Here is a 22,331-nt window from a genome sequence, read left to right as displayed (position 1 = left end):
CTTATGAAGCTGCTGTGCTTTCCTTATGCGGGGGCGCATGTGAATGTCTTCTCGGATTTGAGCAAAATGATCGAAGCGATCAACCCGACGATTCGCGTTATCGCCTACGATTATGCCGGCCATGGACGGCGATTCTCCGAGCAGCCGCATGACACGATCCAAGATAATGCGGCCGATCTATATCGCTCGCTGCAGGGGACATTGGACAAGCAGGAGCCGCTCATCCTGCTCGGCTACAGCATGGGTTCGATCGTCGCCTATGAGATTGCCAAGCGGCTCGTCCACGACGGCTACGCCGTATCCAAGCTCATCTTCATGGCTGCGACGCCGCCGCATCGACTGGAGGTCGGACGAGAGCAGTACGAGACGGATGACGAGCTTATCAATCACTGCCTCGTCTACGGACTCATCAAAGCGGAGCAGTTCTCTTCGGAACAAATGCGCAAGCTGTTTCTTCCGGCGCTGCGCAGCGACATTCTAGCAGTCAACAATTTCAACCGGATCAACCGCTTCGAGTGCCATTCTTTCGATCCAGCTATCGACATCGCGGTGTTCCAGGGTCAACATGACCTGTCCGTATCGGATGTCGATCGATGGAAGGATGTATCATCCAGTGAAGTGAGCTACTACAGCTACCCGGCGGGTCATTTCTTCTTATATGAATATCAGCAGGCAGTTATCGACGATATTATCAGCTTCATCAACGATTCTGAGGAAACGGAAAACAAGATTCGAGGAGGATGCGGTCAATGAGTCAATTGCTTTCGTTATTGAAACAAAACTTCGGGGAGTACAAGGAGAAGACGGCTATATCGGAGACACACCGCTCGATTACGTACGGCAATCTGAACGCCTTGTCCAATCAATATTACGATCGTCTTCGCGAGAATGGCGTTGAAGCATATGATGTCGTTGCGATCGAGCTGGAGCGCAGCATCGAAGCGATCGCTGCGATGATCGCCATCCTGAAGATCGGCGCTGCCTATACGGTCATCAACAAGGACTATCCGGAAAGCCGCAAGACGTATATGCGCGAAGTGCTGAACGTACGCGTAACGATCGACAGCGCGCTGGAACTTGATCCAAGCCGTGCAGACGAGTGGAATGGTTCCGATCGGACGAGCGACCAGCTGTGTTACGTCATCTTCACCTCGGGCACGACTTCGATGCCGAAGGCTGTAGGCATTCCAGACCGCGGCGTTCTGCGCCTGCTCGGCGAAGAGCGCTTGGGCCTGTCGCCGGAGCTGACGATTTCGCATATAAGCCCGCTTGAGTTTGACGCTTCGATCATCGAGATTTGGGGCGGCCTGCTGACGGGGATGACGGTTGCGCTGTTGTCGAAGACGGAGATTCTGAACATCTACCTCGTGGAGCGCCGCATTCAGCAGGAGATCGATATGATGTGGATTACGAGCTCGCTGTTCAACTTCTGGGTCGATAAGAAACCGGAGATGTTCGCGAAGCTGAGCCACGTCATCGTTGGAGGCGAACAGTTGAGCATGTCTCATGTCCGCCAAGTGCTGCCGCTCACGACGGTCATTAACGGCTACGGCCCGACGGAGAACACGGTGTTCACGACGCTCGACGTGATGAAGGGTTCGGTCGACGAGATTGCGATCGGCACGGCGATCCATGGCACAGAGCTGTACATCGTGGATGAGAATGGGCAGCTGAGCAATGAAGGCGAGCTGTATGCGAGCGGCGAAGGCGTTGCGCTTGGTTACCTCGGCAATCCAGAGAAAACGCAAGAGTCGTTCGTGACTTGGAATGGCATTCCGGTGTATAAGACCGGCGACCTCGTTCGCCTCAACGAAGCGGGCAAGATCGTCTACATTGGACGTAAGGATACGCAGGTCAAAATCAACGGTTACCGCATCGACCTCCAAGAGATCGAATACGCAGCCAAAGCGCTTGGCGCGCGCAACGCCCATGCTTTTGTACAGGACAAGAAGGTGTACCTCGCGGTTACGACTCGTCTCGACAACGTCAGCACGAAGCTGAAGACGACGCTGCCGATGTATATGATTCCGTCGAAGATCGCCTATGTAAGCGAGCTGCCGTTGACGGCGAACGGCAAGACGGATACGCGTGCGCTGTATGAGCACTATTTTATGCCGAAGAACAAGAAACTGGCGCAAATCATCGGCAAGTATGTGAACGCGGACAAGCTGACCGATCAGACGAATCTGTTCGAATTCGCTATCGATTCGATCATCGTCTGGGAGATTGCCCGCGAGATCAACCATTACTTCCGCGCCGACCTCAGCTTCTTCGATATTATCGAACATCCAACAATCGGCGAGATCGCCGCATTGATAGGGGAAGAGCAATATGCAGCGAACCATCTATGATTTCTTGTACCGGAAGTATGAGCTGGCAGGCGTCGAGGGTGGGAAGAATACGGCCCTTCGGAGCCGTTTCGCGGAAGGGATGAAGCTGTACTGGGGCGTGAAGCTGGCGGCGGTAGCGGTCTACATCGGACTGTTCATCTACTTCGTCGGCAGCGATCGGTATCTTCCTTCGGAGACCTACTGGTTCATCGGAGGCGTCGCTGCTTCGCTCATCCTTATCACGTTGGCGTACATGAATGTGTTCACCGCCTGGTTCGCGATTATGCTCGGCAAGCACCGAATGTGGTTCGATCGGCTCTTGATCATAACGGGGCTCGTTCTGTGCATCAAGCTGCCGGTCTATACGTTCGGGCAAAGCGCAGCGGATCTCCATGGCTTACGGCAATCGCTTGTGCTCCCGGGCATCTTGATGATCGCGATGGGCGTATACCGCAAGGTTCATTACAAGCAAACGAAGGTAGTCCATCTATGCGCGGCGGTTAGTGTAGTGATCTCCGCCGGCATATTGGCTTCATACCCGCTGGATATGATCGGACGAAGCGTTTATCTCGGCTTTATCCTATTGCTCAATGCCGGATTCATCGTCGATCTGATCGTATACTACGGTTTGCATTACAAATCTAAGCGGATCAGTCGATGAGGTGTGATGATGTAGATGATTAGTCCGAATCTGATTGCGATTCATGAGCAGCCGGATCTCGACGTGAGCGCTACGTTAAGCCCCTATGAGCTGGATATCTACAATAATATATCGAACGAAGGCAGACGGAAGGAGTTCCTCATTGGGCGCTACGCGATCAAGAAGAACCTTACCGACAACCTGCCGGTGTTCGAAGGGGCTTACAACAGCATCACCGTCGAGTACGGTACGCTGCGGTTTCCGATTATCAAAGACAATTTGATCGAGGTCGGGCTCAGTCATTCCAAGCAGTACGTATTCTCGATCATCTATACGAAGGATAACGTCGTAGGGGTGGATATCGAGACGATCCGATCAGACATTCCGATTGAGGAGATGTTGAGCGACAACGAGAGAAGCATGATTGCAAGCTTGCCGAATCGGGCGCGGTTCGCGTATATGTTCTTCAGCTGTAAAGAAGCGCTGGGCAAAGCGCTCCGCATGGGACTGCTCGCCGACTATTCCATCTATGAGATTCGCAGCGTGGAGTCAGAGACGATGCACGGCCATGAGGTGTATCGCATGCAGTTCAAGCGGTTCCCGTTTCTAATCGGTTACTGCTTCATGAAGAACGAGCAGGAAATATGCAGCCTTGTCGTCCCGCAGAAGGTCGACGTGAAGGAAGCGTTGCGACTGCTCATTCAATCCTAGCTTAGGCCGCAGCCGATGCGGCCGCATCTTCTATCATAACCGTCAATCTATTGAACGCTGGTGCGTGCTGCGACTAGCGATTAGTAGATTGGCGGTTTTGCGTTTTCAAGCACGGTTACATGATTTTTTCGCACGCCTATGAAGCATAACTGCGCTTATAACAATCAATTATGATGGAAATGATAGATGATAGGGTCTTTCACGTCATCGCACTCTATCATCGAGTAAGATAAAGACATGAGAGGCGAGGTGAAATAACGAGATGCAAGAACAGCAAGTTGTTAGAATGGGTTTGACGGAAACGATAGCAACTCGGTGTGCAGCATGGCTTAGTACACAGAATAACGGAGACCGTATCGCGTATTTGAAAATGAAGCTCGGCATCGAGATGCTCCTGATCAACTTGACCAAGACTCTCATCATTTACGGAATCTCGCTAGTCTGTCATCTGTTTCTTCAGACGCTTATTGTTCACGGTGCCTTCTACGCAATTCGCCGATATGCATTCGGGCTCCATGCAAGAAACAGTGTGAACTGCACCTTGGTCAGTATCCTCATGTTTGTTGGTACCCCACTCATTGGCTCCTACATCAACCTCTCGAAGCTTACAGTCATCGGATTAGGTCTCTTATTCGCCGCTTTGCTTTACCGCTATGCGCCAGCGGATACGGACAAGTTCCCGTTGATCGGCGCAGATCGCAGAAGAAAGCTAAGAAGGTCGTCCGCTGCCACATCAATGATCCTTACCCTTATCGCAATCTTAATACCAAGTTCAACGGTGACAACCCTGCTCATGCTGGGAGTTGCGCTGCAAATCATAACGATCCTGCCTATTACATATAAACTATTAAAGAGGAGTGTTCGAAACTATGAAAAATATGAGTGAGAAAATGGTAGAGGGTATCAAAGGTCAACTGTCGAAGACAATGGGGAAATTCGCGCTCCGGACAGGTGAAGTAACGATGGAAACGTCATGCATGCTGTTCGGCTATGAACCGAGCGTTCCACAAGAACTGTTGAAATCGTCCAGCAAGTAACCGTTTTACATAAGATTTAGATTAGGTTCCTATTCCAGTATCCGCCGTCATCAGCTAATGATGAGGGCGGATATTTGCGTTATTTACTTTCTTAACTTAATTGACAATAATTTACGATCGAGGTTAAGTTAGTATAAATGCGATACGGTAGTTTAATCGACCCTGGAGAGGTGAGTGGAATAATCCAACCAATGACAGCGGTATTCCAATAAAATAGTCGAAGGTGGATCGTTATGATTACGTTTATAGCTTCGCTCATACAGATGGCGACATTCTGCTTCTCTATCCCGATATTAATGAAACGAAGGATCGGACTCGGACTTTCGTTGATTATGTTGGCGGGATCTTTAACGATAGGTTTAGCTCTATTGCCGCTGATGGGCGCCATGAGCAGTCTCGTCATATTAGTGTTTCTGATAGGCTGCGTATACTATATGAGCAGACGGTGGCTGTTAAGCATCATAGTGGCTGTGATTCCGATGATTTTGGTGGTCGTCAGCGATTATGTCATCGCTTTGTTTGCGCAGCAGGTTTTTGATCTCTCCAACGCCGATATGCAGGATAAGTATCTCGTTTCTGGAGTAACCGGCATTATGCTGCTCACCTTCGCTTTAAGCTACCTCGGAAGATATCTATTTGGTACAATGCGAGATCACGAGCCATTCTTTCGGCGTTATGGTGCGCTCCTTACCGCGATGGTCATCATTACTTTGCTTATTTTTTATTTGAATATATGGATCGGCCAGCAGCAAGGATTTTCGAATGAGAATATTCGCGCGAATAGCATCTTGTTTTTGTTTTATTTCATTCTTTTAGTCGTAGTCTGTGTTGTTCTAATACGGATCATGATGAAAGAAACGAATTTGCAGAACAAGCAGGTGCAGTATGAACGACTGACGGAATATACGGAGAATCTTGAGCAGCTGTATATGGATATGCAGAAGTTCCGCCATGACTATATCAACATCCTGTTAACGATGTCCGAATATATCCGTTCCGGTGATATGGAGCGGTTAGAGCGTTACTTTAATGATCGAATCATGCCGATCAGCCAAGGCATGCAGTCGAATAACTATAAGCTCGGCACGCTGCACAATGTGAAGCTGCAGGAGCTTAAGGGCATCCTTTCATCCAAGTTGATCAAAGCGCAGGAGTTGAAGATCGATGCGGTTATTGAGGTAGTGGAGCCGATCGAGCAGGTAAGTATGGATTCCGTACAGCTGTGCCGCTGCGTCGGCATTTTACTCGATAATGCCATTGAGGAAGCTGTACATTGCGAGACGCCAAGCGTACGGGTAGCCGTCATTAAACGGGATCAATCGGTGCTCATTGCGGTTACGAACAGCTGTCGCAGCGATACGCCGGAGCTTTACCGAATCTTTGAACGAGGCTTCTCGACCAAAGGGACGAATCGGGGGCTTGGTCTTAGCAATCTGAAGGAGATCGTGGCCAAATCCGAGAGTACTACGCTCGATACGCAGATCTTGAACGGAGAATTCATTCAACTGCTCGAGGTGTATGGTTCGCCGGTTACGACGAAATCTAGAATGACGGGCTGATAAGTTCGCGAGAAGCAGCGATTTGCAGGAGATTGTGTAAATGAGAACTAGGCTAGGCTGCTCAGCACACTGATCGAGCGATTTGTCAGGCGCGGTGTTGAACGGCCTATTCGCTGTCCGATTCTTGACTGGAAAAGTAGCTATATCTTACAATTGAAGAAATCTTACACTATCCATTACTGGGCTGTATTGCTAGATAGTAGAGGTGGAGAGAGCTCCATTGTGTAAGTGTGAGCCTACTTTGATTTCGGAGCAGCAGACATGATTATATTTATTTCCATACTAATCCAGGTTACGATGATGGTTGTGTCTGCTCGTCTATTACTTGGGCAGCGATTGGGCTGGGACACTTTGCTTCTCATGCTGCTTGGCGGACAGGCAATCGGTTATTTCAGCTATAATTGGCTAGGTCCAATTGGCGTATTTGCTGTGCTAGGTTGGCTCGCTGCCCTCATAATTAAACGTCTGCGTAAGCCTGTAATCGGCGCGATTGTTCCTATCCTAGCACAGATCATAAATGTTATCAGTGATTATATCGTGAACACCTTTTATATCGTAGTTTTGCATAAGGACCCTGTAACGAATGGGGATACTTGGGAGACACCGTTCTATAACGGATTATCACTCGTGGTCTCTTTACTGCTGGCTCTTTCCTTCAGCTACCTATTCCGTATATTTATCACCCACGAAATGCCCATCAAACGGTACGGCTTGCTGTTCACTGTGCTCAGTGCGCTCACCCTTATTATCTTCTATGTGAATATATTAATCGGCAAGCAGCAGGGCTTTACCGATGATAATATCCGGGCCAACAGCATTCTATTCTTCTTCTATTTCATCCTGCTGATTGTCGTTTGTATCGTGCTTGTCCGAATCATGATGAAGGAAGCCGACATTCAGAATAAGCAGGTGCAATATGACAGGCTGACCGAATATACGGACAATCTGGAACAGCTTTATATCGATATGCAGAAGTTCCGCCACGACTATATCAACATCTTGCTGACGATGTCGGACTACATTCGTTCTGGTGACGCAGAGCGGTTGGAACGCTACTTTAATGAACGAATTATGCCGATCAGCCAAGGCATGCAGTCGAATAACTACAAGCTGGGTGCGCTGCACAATGTGAGGCTGCAGGAGCTCAAGGGCATTCTGTCCTCCAAGCTGATCAAAGCGCAGGAGCTGAAGATCGACGCGGTCATTGAAGTAGTAGAGACGATCGAGCAGGTGAATATGGATTCCGTCCAGCTGTGCCGCTGCCTCGGCATTCTACTCGATAATGCAATAGAAGAAGCTGTGCATTGCGAGACGCCAACCGTGCGAGCAGCCGTCATCAAACGGGACCAATCGGTGCTTATTGCGGTCACGAACAGCTGCCGCAGCAATACGCCGGAGCTTCACCGAATCTTTGAGCGAGGTTTCTCGACCAAAGGAACGAATAGGGGGCTTGGTCTTAGCAACCTGAAAGAAATCGTGTCCAGAACGGAGAGCGCGACACTTGATACACAGATTGTGAACGGTGAGTTCATTCAACTGCTCGAAGTGTTCAACGGACCGATAACGAAGTCGAGAATGACTGGTTGACCAGTCCACGCAAGGAGGCGAATTAACGATGCTCGAAGTGTTTATTTGTGAAGATGATCCGCAGCAGCGCAGCCAGATTACGAAGTATGTGTCTGACTACATCATGATTGAGAACCTGGATATGAAGATCGTCGTGTCCACAGGGAATTCTGAAGATGTTATCGACTATTTGCGCAATAATCAGGTGACGGGTCTTTATTTTCTCGATGTGGATCTGAAGGAGGATAAAAGCGGCATTGCGCTTGGAGCGGAAATTCGCCAATATGACAACCAAGGCGCAATCGTGTTCATCACGACGCACTCGGAGCTTACCTACCTGACGTTCACCTATAAGGTAGAAGCGATGGACTATATAACGAAAGACAAATTCACCGATATCCAGAAACGGATCATCGATTGCATCGATACAGCTAATCAACGTTATCTCATGAATAAGCACAGCAACCGAAAGGTTTTCCAGACCAAGTCTGGCGACAAAATGATAGGTGTCGATTACAGCGACATCCTGTTCTTCGAGACTTCCTCTCAACTGCACAAAATCATCCTGCATGCTACCAATCGACAAGTTGAATTTTACGGCAAGCTCAAAGACATTCTCGAGATGGACAGCCGCTTCTATCGGTGCCATAACTCGTATGTCGTGAATAAGGACAATATCGCCGAGGTCGATATGTCGAAGCGGGAGATTCGGATGACGAACGGACAGATCTGCTATGCATCCAGCCGTTTTCTCAAAGGGTTGAAGGATATCGTGCAGCACTAATCGAATGTAAGAACAGACTTGGCCGTCCGAATCAAGGACGGTTTTCTCTTTGAACAACGATATAGGAGGCTGGCTGCCATATGATTTCGATCGATTTATCCAACAAGACAGCACTCGTAACAGGGGCGACAGGCGAACTGGGACGCGTCATCGCACGTACGCTTGCACAGAGCGGAGCCAATATTATTATTCACTATCACAGCAGTGAATCGAAGGCGAAGCAGCTGCAGCAGGAGATTGAGCAGCTTGGTCGCCAGGCGTTTATCGTACAAGCAGATATGGGACAGCTGGAATCGGTTCAGCGGATGCAGGCGCAGGTGGCAGAGCAGTTCCAACTGCCGGACATCGTTGTTGCTAACGCTGTATCACAATATAAATGGATGTCTGTACTTGAGCAGGATGTAGCGGACTACGTGGATCAATTTAATACAACCGTGCTGCAGCTTGTTCATACGACCAAGGCGTTCGTGCCTCATATGGTTGAACAACGCGGCGGACGCGTCATTGCCATTAACACGGAGTGCGCGATGCAGAACTTCCCGACGCAGTCCGCCTACGTTGCAGGCAAACGGGGGATGGACGGGGTATGCCGTGTGCTGGCGCGGGAGATTGGCGAGCATCAGATCACGGTAAACCAAGTAGCGCCCGGCTGGACGATCAGCGAGCGGGATCGGTTGAATGGCACCGAACGCAGCGAAGGTTATGACAGCCAAGTGCCTCTGCGCCGACGGGGAACAGACCAGGAAATTGCGAATGTTGTCGCCTTCCTGGCTTCGGATCTGGCGAGCTTTATAACGGGCGCATACGTACCAGTCTCAGGCGGTAACGTAATGCCGACCATCTAAATTGTAACGAGTATTTTAGACAAATTATTACCGGGGAAATAGAAGACCGCTTCCTAGCTATTAGGGAGCGGTCTTTTCTGTTGATATAGTCATCCTTCGTGGTTCTTTGTCAGGAAATATAGGGAAGTCGATCTAGGATCGACTCTTCTAGTTTTAGTGCCAGAGACTCTTGTTCAAAAATTGTATAGTTTCAGTTGCTACAATTAGTGTCAGACCTCCATAGCCGACAAAGGCATGGAAATTTGGGAACAAGGAGAGACCGAAGTGTTAAATGATAGGACAAGGAACACGAACAGGACGGGCAGGAAGACGCTGCGCAATCAGCTTCTTGCTCTAACACTGACGGGGGCGATGTTGTCTGGCTCGCTGCTCGTTCCGCCAGGACAAGCGCAAGCTGCTGTTGACCCTGGACTGTTGGGTGCCGCCTATATGACGGATACCGACAATTGGGGTGGCGGTGCAGCGACGAGCGCAGCCGACGGCGATCTGGATATTAGTTTGAAGAACCAGAATAAGCAGACGGCCGATAATTACACGAAGTACCCGATTGATTTCAAGATTACGGGTGTAGCCAAGAAGCCGGTCAAGAGCGCACAGCTGCTTATCCGTGCGTATGACGTCGACGAATATAAGGAAGCGCTCGCCGCAAGCGGTGAATGGGACCGCGTCTACTTCTCATCGACGGCTTCCGATATTGCGCCAGGGACTTCATACACGACCTGGCCGGTCAGCACCCAATGGAATAATGCAGTGAAAGCTTCAGGGATCACTTCAAGTCTCGGTTCGGACAGTGCATTGGTTGGTGGCGTCTACGGTATCAACTATAAGAGGGAAATGCCTCAGCGAGCTTATCTTGGTACATTATCAGGTCAGGATTCGAGATGGAATACCACCGTATTGTCGTTCTCGCCAAGTGAATTCGATCGTATTGGAATGGGCGACAACTATGTTGGTGTGACGATTCACCATTACTATCAAGACGTTCGCACCACCTCGAGTACGCCAAACACGAACTGGTCGATGACGATCGACTGGGGCCAGCTTGTTATCGACGGGGGCGACCGGACGACCGGTGAAATCACGAACACGGGGCTTAAAGTCGAGAATGGCAAAGTAACCATTGATGCAAGTTTCTTGCCCAAAGTATCCGGCAACAATTTCGCTGGAGAAGTAAACGTCATCGAGAAGGCGGTTGTGAACGGCCAAGTGATCGAGCGCAACCTGGGCCTCCAGCAAAAGCTCTTTCCTGCCCCTCAAGCCGGTACGGAAGTGAATTGGAATAACATCGTCATTACGGACAGCGGCATTGATCCGAGCAAAGAGTATGTCGTTAACGTTGTACTCTTCGATGACCGCGGTAATAATGGCGGTGCGAAGGATACGACCAGCGGAACGAACCCGGGCAAAGCGGAGCATGTTGTGACATTCTCAACGCTTGATCCGGTGGTGCAAGACTTTGCGAAGTCCGGTCTTCGTTCTGACCCAACGGCATTCGCGAAATCCGACTTCCAGGACCATTACTTCAAGCTGAACGGCGGAGCGCCTAATGGCACGAATCTGCAGTCGGTTCGCATTACGGAACTGCCGGACGCTGCCAAAGGCAAACTGGAACTGAACGCGGTACCTGTAACTGCTGGTCAATTGATCGCAGTGGGCGACCTGCCAAGTTTGTCGTTTGTTCCTGTGCCAACAGGCTTCGACGGCACTGCAACGTTCAAGTGGAACGGCTACAACGGCACGAGATTTGCAACCGATGACGCTACGGTCACGATTAACAGTTCGCCAGAGGTACAGGATTTTGTGAAAGTCGCGAAATTCGGCGATCTGACGCTGCCGATTACACTCGGTGATTTCACAGCCCACTACATCGATCCAGGTAATGAATCGATCGAGGGCGTCAAGATTGTTACGCTGCCGGATTCAACGACCGGCAAGCTCGCTCTGGATAACGGATCCGGTTCGTTTACTGATATTACGGCAGGACAGGAGCTCTCGTTAGCCCAATCCTCGCATGTCGTATTTATTCCGGAGGCTGGTGCGACTGGTTCGACATCCTTCCAATGGAATGGCTCGGACGGTCTCCAATATGCATTTGTGCCGAAGACGGTCACGATCATTATTAACCGTCCTCCTGTCGTGTACGATATCGTCAAGAACGGTCAGAAAGGAACTCCTACCGTATTTACGACGAACGATTTCGCCATTGCTGCCTCTTATGAGGATGCTGATGGCGACGCACTCCAACAGGCTAGCATTTCCGTTCCGACTGGATTCGCCAGCATGGGAACGATCACGTATACGAAGTCAGGAGCAAGTGCTGCAGCGATTGCACCAGGGCAATCGGTAGTGCTGACGGCATCTGAACTTGCAACGCTTACGTTCACGCCTGCTGCTAATCTTGCAGATGGAACCGTTCCGACGTTTACTTGGATCGGCAATGACGGCATGCATGATTCAGCGCAGCCGGCACAAGTGAAGATCAACTACAACGGCATTCCAACTGCAGAGCCGGTTACATTTACGGTGGATGAAGGGACGCACAGCGTTGATGTTGTGCTGCAAGGCAGCGATCCAGAATCTTCGTCGGACAAGTTGTCTTATGCGATCGAGACATCCCCGGCACATGGTACGCTTACGGCAGATTCGGTGAATCCGACTGGTGCTTCTTGGACCTATACGCCGGCAAGCGGCTTTACAGGCACGGACAGCTTCACTTATACCGTTACCGATGAAGATAACCAGAAGAGTACGCCAGCAACTGGTGTCATCCATGTCCAGAAGCCGCTGGATGGCTGGGTTGGCAACAAGCAGCAAGGTGACACGACTATCGTTAAGGCACAACCTGACCAAGGGTTGAAGCTGTCGGCGATCAGTTCGCATCTTGCGGCATCTGTGACAGCGAAGGTGGACGGTAACTCGGTTCCGCTTCAGCTTGTTAATGCAACAACCTGGACGACGGACGGCTACAAGCTGTGGGAGAATACGACGTTCGTGCTCCCGACGGGCACAACGAGCGGTAACCATACGGTTACATTCACAGCGGCTGATGCAACGAATCCTGCTCTTCAGACAGAGTCGAATGATAAGCTGGCGGATAATAAGTTTTATATCGCAGCGGCAGGACTTCCGACTGCAGTGCCGCTGGTCTATACCGATGACGAAGGAACAGTATCGATCAACGTTACGCTGCAAGGCAGCGATCCGGAAACAGCGCAGAACGACCTGACGTACACGATCGAGAGCGATCCATCCAGAGGTACGTTAACGAAGAACGCAACAGATTTGACGGGAACATCGTGGATTTATACACCGGCAGCTGATTTTAAGTCCGGTACAGACAGCTTTACTTACACCGTTACCGATGAAGATGCTCATAAGAGTACACCTGCTCAGGTTACTATCCATGTCCAGAAGTCGCTGGACGGCTGGGTCGGCAACAAGCAGCAAGGTGACCCTGCAGTAGTCAAGGCGCAGCCTGATCATGGCCTTCAACTGTCGGCGATCAGTTCCCATCTTGCATCGTCCGTAACGGCGACAGTAGATGGCAGCGCGGTTCCGCTTCAGCTTTCTAATGCGTCCACATGGCAGACGGATGGCTACAAGCTATGGGCGAACACGACATTCGTGCTCCCATCGGACACGACAAGCGGCGTTCATACCGTAACGTTCACGGCAGCGAATGCGGCTGGACAAACGGTTCAGACGGAATCGCCTGTGCGGCTTGTAGATAACAAGTTCTACATTGCGGCAGCAGGACTGCCAACGGCTACTGCTCTTGTCTACACGGACAATGAAGGGGTAGCGTCGATCAACGTTACGCTTCAGGGCAGCGACCCTGAAACAGCGCAGAACGATCTGATTTATACGATTGAGAGCGGCCCATCCAAAGGTACGCTAACGAAAGATCCATCGGATTCGACAGGGACGTTGTGGATCTATACGCCGGCAAATGATTTTACCGGGACAGATACATTTACTTACACCGTCACCGATGAAGATGGTCATAAGAGCACACCTGCTCAGGTCACTATTCATATTCAAAAGCCGTTAGACGGCTGGGTTGGCGACAAGCAGCAAGGCGACACGACAATCATTAAGGCACAACCTGACCAAGGGTTGAAACTGTCGGCGATCAGTTCGCATCTTGCGGCATCCGTGACAGCGAAGGTGGACGGTAATTCGGTTCCGCTTCAGCTTGTTAATGCAACAACCTGGACGACGGACGGCTACAAGCTGTGGGTGAATACGACGTTCGTGCTCCCGACGGGCACAACGAACGGTAACCATACGGTTACATTCACTGCGGCTGATGCAGCGAATCCTACTCTTCAGACGGAGTCGAATGATAAGCTGGCGGATAATAAGTTCTATATCGCAGCAGCAGGACTTCCGACTGCAGTAGCGCTGGTCTATACGGATAATGAAGGAACAGTATCGATCAACGTTAAGCTGCAAGGCAGCGATCCGGAAACTTCGCAGAACGACCTGACGTACACGATCGAGAGCGATCCATCCAGAGGTACGTTAACGAAGAACGCAACAGATTTGACAGGCACATCGTGGATTTATACACCGGCAGCTGATTATAAATCCGGTACAGACAGCTTTACGTACACGGTTACCGATGAAGATAATCATAAGAGTGCACCTGCTCAGGTCGTTATCCATCTTCAGAAGCCTCTGGACGGCTGGGTTGGCGACAAACAGCAAGGTGATCCAACAGTAGTCAAAGCACAACCGGATCAGGAGCTGAAGCTGTCGGCAATCAGCTCGCATCTTGCAGCGTCTGTGACGGCGAATGTAGATGGCACTCCTGTTTCGCTCCAACTGGCTAATGCATCGACTGCGGAGACAGATGGCTACAAGCTGTGGGTGAACACAACGTTCGTGCTCCCAACAGATACAGCAAGCAGCAACCATACGGTTACGTTCACCGCTGCTGATGCGACTAGCACTGTTCTTCAGACAGAATCGTCTCTGAAGCTGGCGGATAACAAGTTCTACGTTGCAGCGGCAGGACTGCCGACTGCGGTACCGCTTGGTTATACGGAGGACGAAGGAACAACATCGATTAACGTTGCATTGCAAGGCAATGATCCCGAAACGACGCAGGATAAGCTGATCTATACGATCGAGAGCGAACCGGCGAAAGGTACGCTTACGAAAGATACATCGGATCCGACTGGTGCATCGTGGATTTATACACCGGCTGAAGGGTTTACAGCTGGCGTAGATAGCTTCACGTATACGGTTACGGATGAAGATGATCATAAGAGCGCATCTGTTGAAGTTGTTATCAATCTCCAGAAGCCGCTTGAAGGCTGGGTAGGCGATAAGGAGCAAGGAGACCCAACCGTCGTGAAGACGCTGCCTGAACAGCAGTTGAAGCTGTCGGCAATCAGTTCGCATCTGGCGGAATCCGTTATAGCGAATGTGGATGGGACGCAAGTTCAGCTTCAATTGGCTAATGCGTCGACGTGGATGACGGACGGCTACAAGTTATGGGTGAATACAACGTTCACACTGCCAGCAGCGACACAGAGCGGTGCTTACACCGTGACGTTCACAGCGGTTGACGCGGCTAACACCGTGCTGCAGACTGAATCGCAGGCGAAGCTGGCGGATAACCAATTCAGAATTGCGGCAGCAGGTCTCGTATTGACTGCTGATCCGAAGGAACTGTTAGGCGACGGCAAGTCAACGACTGTGCTTCGCGCTGTGTTGACGGACGAGGATGGCGCACCTGTTGAAGGCGTTGCCGTTAACTTCACAGCCCCTGCAGGCCAAGGAACGTTCATTGGCGGCAGCAGTACTGTAACGGATGCGAAGGGTCAAGCGGAGGTTACATATCAGGTACCGCTCATTACAGGTGTAGTTGAACAACAGATGGCGATTCAAGCTGTCGTATACGATCCTGTAAAAGGATTGTCCGCCAAGGACGAGATTAAAGTAACGTTCATGCCGGCATCCGTCAAAGGGGTTGTAACGAAGTTCGATCCTGATAGTAAGAAGAATGTGCCAGTTCAAGGCGCAAGCGTTCGCGTAACGCTCGATTTGAATGGCGATGGCGTCATTGAAGCAGGCGTTGATTTCGATGAAACGGTATTGACGGATGAGAAGGGCGCGTATAAAGTCATCGTTCCGAAAGGAAATGTCGTTTATAACGTCGATATCATACAGCCGGTTCAGATTGGCGATAGTACCAAACAGGTCACATACCACCAAACTGCTGCGGTTGGTACCGTAAGCGGAGCCGGCGAAGAGACGTTCGCTGCCAGCAAGACGATTACAGGCATTGCGTTCATGCAGCAGCCAGATGGCTCGAAGGCGCTGCTCAAATCCGATATGACGACAGGAATGTTCGTCTATTTGAAGAATGAAGACGGTGACTACGTCTCTGACAATGGTAATCCGATAGCATTCCCAGTTGACAGCAACGGTGTCTTCCACGCAGACGGATTAGAAGTCGGCAACTATGAACTCGAGTTCCGTTACCGTTTCAATTCGAAAGAAGAGATTGTAATCGGTAAAGGCTCGGCGCAAGTTTCGGCTACGGGCGAGATGAATATCGCGGAAGAGCTGATCGATCCGTACGGAACGATCACCGATGCGGATACGAATGCTGTAATCGAGAATGCGAAGGTCGTACTTTCGTATGCGGATACTGAACGCAACAAGAAGAAAGGGCTGACGGCTGGCGCATTGGTAACGCTGCCGCCTATCGATGGGTTTGCTCCTAACGATAACGACAGTCCGATGCAATTCAGCGATGCAAGCGGCTTATATGCTTACATGGTATATCCGCACACCGATTATGTGATAACCGTTTCGAAGGATGGTTATGCAACCTATACGAGCGGAACACTGTCCGTCGAGACGGATATTGTTAGACATGATGTTCAACTGCGCAGACCATCGATATACGTACCACCGGTTGTTGAAGCGCCTAAGGCTTCGTTGAGCCTGAGCGTTGATGCGAATACGGTTGAAGAGGGCGGTCAAACGCAAGTAACGGTTACCTATAAGAATGATTCCTCGACGCCATTGTCGACTGGTCAAGTGAAAGTAACACTGCCTGAAGGTGCTGTTGTCGTTGATGCAGCAGGAGGCAAGGTTGAAGGCAATACGATCGTGTGGGATATCGCTAATGTTGCAGGCGGACAAACGGGCAGCATTAAGCTGACGGTTCAATGGCCGCTTCTGGAGCAAGCTGAATCCGACGTTACGCTCCAAGCGCAGCTTAGCAGTTCCGGTATTGAAGTGAAGGCTTCGACGCCAATCCATCTTTACTCCGATCGTTTCGGCGAGTTGTCGCATTATCGTTATATCCTTGGTTACCCGGACAAAGAGTTCAAGCCGAACGGCTCGCTTACTCGTGCAGAACTTGCGGCAATCGTCGCGCGTCTGACCGATAACGGCGACATCGCGTATACGCTCCCGTATACGGATATCCGTGAAGGACACTGGGCAACCCGTTATATCAAGATTGCGTCCAAATACGGTCTCTTCAGCGGTTACCAGGATGGCACTTTCCGTCCTGATGCACCTGTTACACGTGCAGAGCTGGCAGCCGTTATGGCGCGATTCCTGAAGATCAACGTAAGCAGCAGCGCATCGAACCATTTCAAAGATACGGCTGGGCATTGGGCAGGCTCGATCATCGAGACGCTATATAACGGCAAATTCTTGACGGGTTATCCGGATGGCAGCTTCAAGCCGAACGATAAGATCAAGCGTGCCGAAGCGGTTACGATGATTAACCGTATGCTGTATCGTGGTCCATTGACGGGTCTAGCTCCAATATTCCCTGATATGCCGTCTACGCACTGGGCATTCGGTGATGTTCAAGAAGCGACTGTATCGCACATCTCCGTACACAACGAAGCTGGCGGAGAAGGTTGGAAAGGCGCCCTGGAGGATGATGTGAAGTAATAGGCCGACTCCACGGCTGTAATAACGAACCGTTCCTATGAAGCGCAAGCGGATAGGAACGGTTTTTTTCTGTTGCATGAACGAGTAAAGCCGAAAAGGAATCTGGTCGATTCATGTCGAATCTACGGTTTATGATGCGAATACTAAACTCTTATCGGTTCAAACATAGTCTATTTATTTTCCTATTAGCGATCGTGCTTATCGTGCTGCGTTGGGGATGGTCGGAGCTGTTTCCTACCTCGTCGTCGCATCACGCGGTTAATGGCGTGGTCGATTTACGCGGCATCGATCTGGAGGGATCGCCGCCTTTATACTTGAATGGCGAGTGGGATCTGTATCCTGGGCAGCTGCTGACGCATCAGTCATTCGACTCACAGGAACAGAAGGACTATCGGGAGGTCAAGGTGCCGGGTAATTGGGGCTCTGTTTCCGACAACCATGCTTATGGATTTGGGACGTACCGATTGCGCATTCTGGTTGATCCTCTGAAGGAGCCGGTAGCTTTCTGGCTGCAGGGCATACAAGCTTCTTCCGAAGTTGAAATCAACGGTGTCGTCACGAGTGCGATTGGCAAGTATGCCACATCCGCTGACGGCTATACTCCTACTAATGTGTCTTATACGGCATCTTATGGGAATGAGGGGACGACGGAGATTGAACTGCTGATACGTGTGGCCAACTACGATGAGCCGTATAATGGTGGGCTTACTCGTCCTATTCGTTTCGGCGCACAATCGTCGCTTGATTATTCGCGTTGGTATTCCATAGGATTTCAGCTAGTCGTTTTCATTATTTTGGTGCTTCATGGGCTGTATGCGCTCATCCTCTATTCATTCAATTCGAGGGAGCGGGCTTTACTGGTCGCGGCGCTGTTCATGTTGACTCTTAGCGTTGCAATCTTGAGCGGGCACGACAATGTCCTCATGCTCTGGCTGCCTATCAATTATACATGGGCGATAAAGATTAGGTTGATTGCGCTCCTATGGCAAAACTATTGCTTCTTGAATGTCTTCGGGCGATTCGCTTCAAATAGGCCTCGTGTTAGGTGGCTGAATGCCTACATGCTGCTGCTATCGGCATTTACCGTACTTTTGGTATTTTCGCCTGCATGGCTTGTTTACACCTTGATCCACTTCCATATTTTTGATGCCATGTACTTGATCCCGTTTGCATGGTATCTCTATTTGGTGGGCAGTATGATGGTCAATAAAGACGATCCAGATATTATTTTCATGTTATTGCTGGCCACGACCACTGCGTCGAATTTCATCTGGAGTCTTGTGGAGACCGCGCATAATGTGACGACTGTATTTTATCCGATTGATATTATTGCTGGACTTATTGGTTTCTCAACCTATTGGTTCAAAAAGTATATACGCAACTCTCGGGACAATGAAGAGCTTAACTTGCAGCTGCGGAAGGCGGATAAAGCGAAAGACCAGTTCCTGGCGAATACGTCGCATGAACTTCGCACGCCTTTGCATGGCATTATGAATATTGCAGAAACCATTGCAGTCAACGAGCAGCACCGTCTTCATGCGGATAGCTTGCGGAGTATGGAACTGCTGATTACGATTAGCAGACGCATGTCCCATATGCTTGGTGACTTGCTCGACGTTGCACGTTTGAAAGAGCAGCGCATTGCACTAGAGCATCAGGCGTTTGCGGTTCAATCGGTCGTACCTGCTATATTCGATATTTTCTCCTTCATGGTGAAGGGCAAGCCTGTTCGATTAGTGATGGACATAGATGCCGCTACGCCGCCTGTATGGGCAGATGAGAAGAGGATCGTACAAATTATGTACAACCTGATCCATAATGCAATCAAATTCACCGAAGCGGGTACGATACGCGTGTCGGCTGAACAGAAGGGCAACCGACTAGTTCTGCTAGTATCGGATACGGGCATCGGGATGGACGCAACAACGCAAGCTAAAGCGTTCACGCCTTATGAACAAGGGGATGTCGGGATCGGAGATGGAAGTGGTCTTGGTCTCGGACTAAGCATATGCAAGCAGCTCGTAGAGCTGCATGGCGGTGCTTTGACGGTAAGCTCTGACCTTGGAGCTGGATCGGTGTTCAAGTTTGATCTTGCGCTTGCAGATGCTACCCATGTGTCAACAAGTCCAAGCGTGATGTTGGAAGAAACGATTCTCCCATTGGAATCGATAACTTCGCCTGTCTATGATGCGGCAATTCGACTGGCACCAACTCTTGAAGACGATACAACACTGCTCAATCATGGCAAGTCTAATATTCTCGTTGTAGATGATGATCCCGTAAACCTGAGCGTTCTGGTTGGCATCCTGTCGATGGAGCCCTACATTGTAACGACCACATCATCGGCGCTTGAGGCGCTGGAATTGATCGGGAAGCGGCAATGGGATCTGCTTATTGCCGACGTCATGATGCCGCATATGTCAGGCTATGAATTGGCTCAGAGGGTAAGGGAGCGTTATTCGTTATCGGAGCTTCCGATTGTTCTGCTCACTGCCCGCGCTCAGCCGGAAGATATATATGCTGGATTTGTTGCGGGTGCTAACGATTATGTGACGAAGCCGGCCGATGCCGTAGAATTGAAATACCGGGTAAGATCGTGGACCGGGCTGAAGCAGTCGATCAATGACAAGCTTCGGATGGAGGCAGCTTATTTGCATGCGCAGATCCAGCCGCATTTTATATTCAATACGCTGCATTCCATCATGGCGCTCAGCACGATCGATACGGACAGAATGCGCAAAATGGGCGAAGCGTTCGCATCCTTCCTGCGCATCAGCATCGATTTCGTGAATACGGATGAATTGGTTGAGTTGTCTCACGAGCTGGAGTTGGTTGAAGCCTATCTGCTTATTGAGAAGGAACGGTTCGAAGAACGGCTGCAAATCCAGTGGGAGATTCATGTAGATAAACGCTGGCTGCTGCCTCCGCTGACGATTCAGCCTCTGGTGGAGAACGCTGTTAAGCATGGGCTTATGAAGCAGTTCCGAGGCGGTACCGTGACAATCCGGATTATTCAACAGGAAGACAGCATGGTCATTCAGGTAGAGGATGACGGCAAAGGGATGGATGAAGCGGAAATCCTCAAAGCGTTTGATACGGTGCGCAAAGGAAAAAGAGGAGTCGGGCTGGCCAACACGAACCGCCGACTGCTTGCAAGATACGGGCGGGGGTTGTCGATCCACAGCCGTTCCGGTGAAGGATTGATCGCTTCATTCGTCATTCCGCGTGCATTTAATAAAGAAGAGATCATTTCGAAGTAACGATAAAGCGCGGCTGTGCATGTCGATAAGACACGTTCAGCTGCGCTTTTGTTTGCAGGGATAGTATTAGGATTGCTGCATGTAATGATCGAACCATTCTCTTATGTAACCGCTTGGACTCACATCGAGCTCCTCAGTCATAATGCTGCACAATTGCTCGTAATGTTGATTGACCGCGGCATGTTTCCCCATGGAGGCATATATTCTCATCACATTATAATGAGCGTCTTCTGCAGTCGGATACCTATGACAAATCTCTGAATAGACGGTTAACGCCTTCTCCGGATTGCCATTATCCACATGCCATTGCCCGATTCGATGAGCTAAGAGAAGCCACTTCATTATTAGCCGTTCGCGTTCGCCCTCCGCCCACAGGTAGTCATAGCTCCGAAGATAGTCCCCGGTATACTCCGACATGACGGATTCGTGTGCTGCGATTGAATGCTCGTCAAGCTCAGGAAGCTCATCAAGCTGCTTCAGCCAATCATCAGCATCGAGCCATACGTTATGGAGCGTCAGCATGTAGCCTTCGGATTGATTGACGATTTGAAAATGTTCACTAAAGTCGGCAAGTGTCTTGCGGATTTGATAGACAGCGGAATAAAGCAGCGAATAGGCTTTGTCGGTATCATGGGTCGGCCACAGCTGATCGATAATCGTCGATTTGCGGACAAGCAGGCCACGATTTTGCAACAAATAAAGAAACAACTCTGCTGCCTTCACTGTTCGCCAGTTTAGAGGTTTGGTCAAGCCGCTGACGGTTGCGAGTGTAAGTTGACGCATTACCCGTACCTTTAATAATGTTTCATCGGGTGTATCCTCGATCTGAAGGTTTCGTCTTTCGCTAATCCGCTGGATCGTCTTCTGCAATCTCCCGGCTTCGTAGGGCTTCATAATATAATCGATAGCACTGATCTCGAAAGCATGGACGGCGAATTGGTTGTAGGCGGTTACGAAGACGACTTGAATGGAAGGATCGACTTCAAGGATACGTTCGGCGAGTTCAATGCCATTCATTTCGGGCAAGTCGATATCTAGAAACACAGCATCAGGACGATTGGATCTAACGGCGTCTATCGCGAGCAGTGGGTTCATATAGGCACCAACGATCGATACACTGGGGAAGGTGCTTAATTGGCGTTCTAAGTAATTTAGTGCAATTCGTTCGTCATCTATAATCATTACGTTCATTACGAATGCTCCTTTTACCGCGTTACTATCCCTATTCTAACAAATGTATGGTTATAAAAGTACGTTAGAATCAGCATTACGGCTGGAATTAGGGTAAGGTTTCACATGTTTCTACAACACTAGACAAAAAGTTTCGAAAAACTTGTCGAAAGTAGTTGCAATGTGTTGCCGGGCTATGGTATATTCTAATTCCGGCCGAGAAACGTAGGCGCCGGCGAGCTTGAAAGTAATCAAATGTTGAAGTGAATAACTTCGATAAATGAATGAAAAAAGAGCTTGCGCGACACACGATCATGTGATAAGATAATGAACGTTGTCGAAACAAAACGAAAAGAAATTGTTGACACACTGATTAACATCTGGTAAGATGTAAAAGTTGTCGAAATTGTTCTTTGAAAACTGAACAACGAGCGAAACTGTCAGTTTAAATGTTTTAAATGAGCTAAACAAGCACTTCTTTTATGGAGAGTTTGATC

General features: G+C 49.9%; 13 protein-coding genes. 12 read left to right on the top strand and 1 reads right to left on the bottom strand.

Annotated elements, in window-relative coordinates:
- Positions 1-3: 3 nt before the first annotated feature.
- The 12 genes from H8B09_RS19185 to H8B09_RS19130 all read left to right on the top strand — a co-directional run bounded on the left by H8B09_RS19185 (position 4) and on the right by H8B09_RS19130 (position 20,664).
- Positions 4-753, top strand: a complete 750-nt coding sequence (locus H8B09_RS19185) for a thioesterase II family protein (protein ID WP_191205196.1) — start codon at positions 4-6, stop codon at positions 751-753.
- The gene (locus H8B09_RS19180) at positions 750-2,351 is read left to right on the top strand and encodes a non-ribosomal peptide synthetase (protein ID WP_191205195.1); all 1,602 of its coding nucleotides are present in this window, start codon (positions 750-752) and stop codon (positions 2,349-2,351) included. The genes H8B09_RS19185 and H8B09_RS19180 overlap by 4 nt, the downstream gene beginning before the upstream one ends.
- Positions 2,332-2,991, top strand: a complete 660-nt coding sequence (locus H8B09_RS19175; protein WP_191205194.1) for a hypothetical protein — start codon at positions 2,332-2,334, stop codon at positions 2,989-2,991. The genes H8B09_RS19180 and H8B09_RS19175 overlap by 20 nt, the downstream gene beginning before the upstream one ends.
- A gap of 15 nt (positions 2,992-3,006) precedes the next feature.
- Positions 3,007-3,681 (top strand): 4'-phosphopantetheinyl transferase family protein, encoded by a 675-nt coding sequence (locus H8B09_RS19170; RefSeq protein ID WP_191205193.1) that lies wholly within the window; start codon positions 3,007-3,009, stop codon positions 3,679-3,681.
- 262 nt (positions 3,682-3,943) lie between these two features.
- A complete protein-coding gene (locus H8B09_RS19165) occupies positions 3,944-4,567 on the top strand; it encodes an accessory gene regulator B family protein (RefSeq protein ID WP_191205192.1) in 624 nt (207 codons plus the stop codon).
- Positions 4,551-4,718 carry a cyclic lactone autoinducer peptide gene (locus H8B09_RS19160; RefSeq protein ID WP_224753782.1) on the top strand — a complete coding sequence of 56 codons (168 nt, stop codon included), beginning with the start codon at positions 4,551-4,553 and terminating at the stop codon, positions 4,716-4,718. The genes H8B09_RS19165 and H8B09_RS19160 overlap by 17 nt, the downstream gene beginning before the upstream one ends.
- A 233-nt stretch (positions 4,719-4,951) precedes the next feature.
- Positions 4,952-6,277 carry a sensor histidine kinase gene (locus H8B09_RS19155; RefSeq protein ID WP_224753781.1) on the top strand — a complete coding sequence of 442 codons (1,326 nt, stop codon included), beginning with the start codon at positions 4,952-4,954 and terminating at the stop codon, positions 6,275-6,277.
- Positions 6,278-6,538: 261 nt separating this feature from the next.
- A complete protein-coding gene (locus H8B09_RS19150) occupies positions 6,539-7,864 on the top strand; it encodes a sensor histidine kinase (RefSeq protein ID WP_191205190.1) in 1,326 nt (441 codons plus the stop codon).
- A gap of 28 nt (positions 7,865-7,892) precedes the next feature.
- Entirely contained in the window at positions 7,893-8,627 is a 735-nt protein-coding gene (locus H8B09_RS19145) for a LytR/AlgR family response regulator transcription factor (protein ID WP_191205189.1), read from the top strand.
- 80 nt (positions 8,628-8,707) lie between these two features.
- Positions 8,708-9,472, top strand: coding sequence for an SDR family NAD(P)-dependent oxidoreductase (locus H8B09_RS19140; protein ID WP_191205188.1), 765 nt, complete (start codon positions 8,708-8,710; stop codon positions 9,470-9,472).
- A 264-nt stretch (positions 9,473-9,736) separates the two neighbouring features.
- A complete protein-coding gene (locus tag H8B09_RS19135; protein WP_191205187.1) occupies positions 9,737-17,404 on the top strand; it encodes an Ig-like domain-containing protein in 7,668 nt (2,555 codons plus the stop codon).
- Between the two features lie 113 nt (positions 17,405-17,517).
- Positions 17,518-20,664: a hybrid sensor histidine kinase/response regulator gene (locus H8B09_RS19130; protein ID WP_191205186.1), complete on the top strand. Its 3,147-nt coding sequence runs from the start codon at positions 17,518-17,520 to the stop codon at positions 20,662-20,664.
- A 66-nt stretch (positions 20,665-20,730) separates the two neighbouring features.
- Here the strand turns inward: H8B09_RS19130 and H8B09_RS19125 are convergent, their stop codons facing one another.
- Positions 20,731-21,855 carry a response regulator gene (locus tag H8B09_RS19125; RefSeq protein WP_191205185.1) on the bottom strand — a complete coding sequence of 375 codons (1,125 nt, stop codon included), beginning with the start codon at positions 21,853-21,855 and terminating at the stop codon, positions 20,731-20,733.
- Positions 21,856-22,331: the final 476 nt, after the last annotated feature.

It is taken from the genome of Paenibacillus terricola (genome assembly GCF_014779765.1).
GTDB classification, from domain to species: Bacteria; Bacillota; Bacilli; order Paenibacillales; family Paenibacillaceae; genus Paenibacillus_T; species Paenibacillus_T terricola.
The sequence above is the reverse complement of the archived record's forward strand: the minus strand, read 5'-3'. Positions and strand labels throughout refer to the sequence as shown.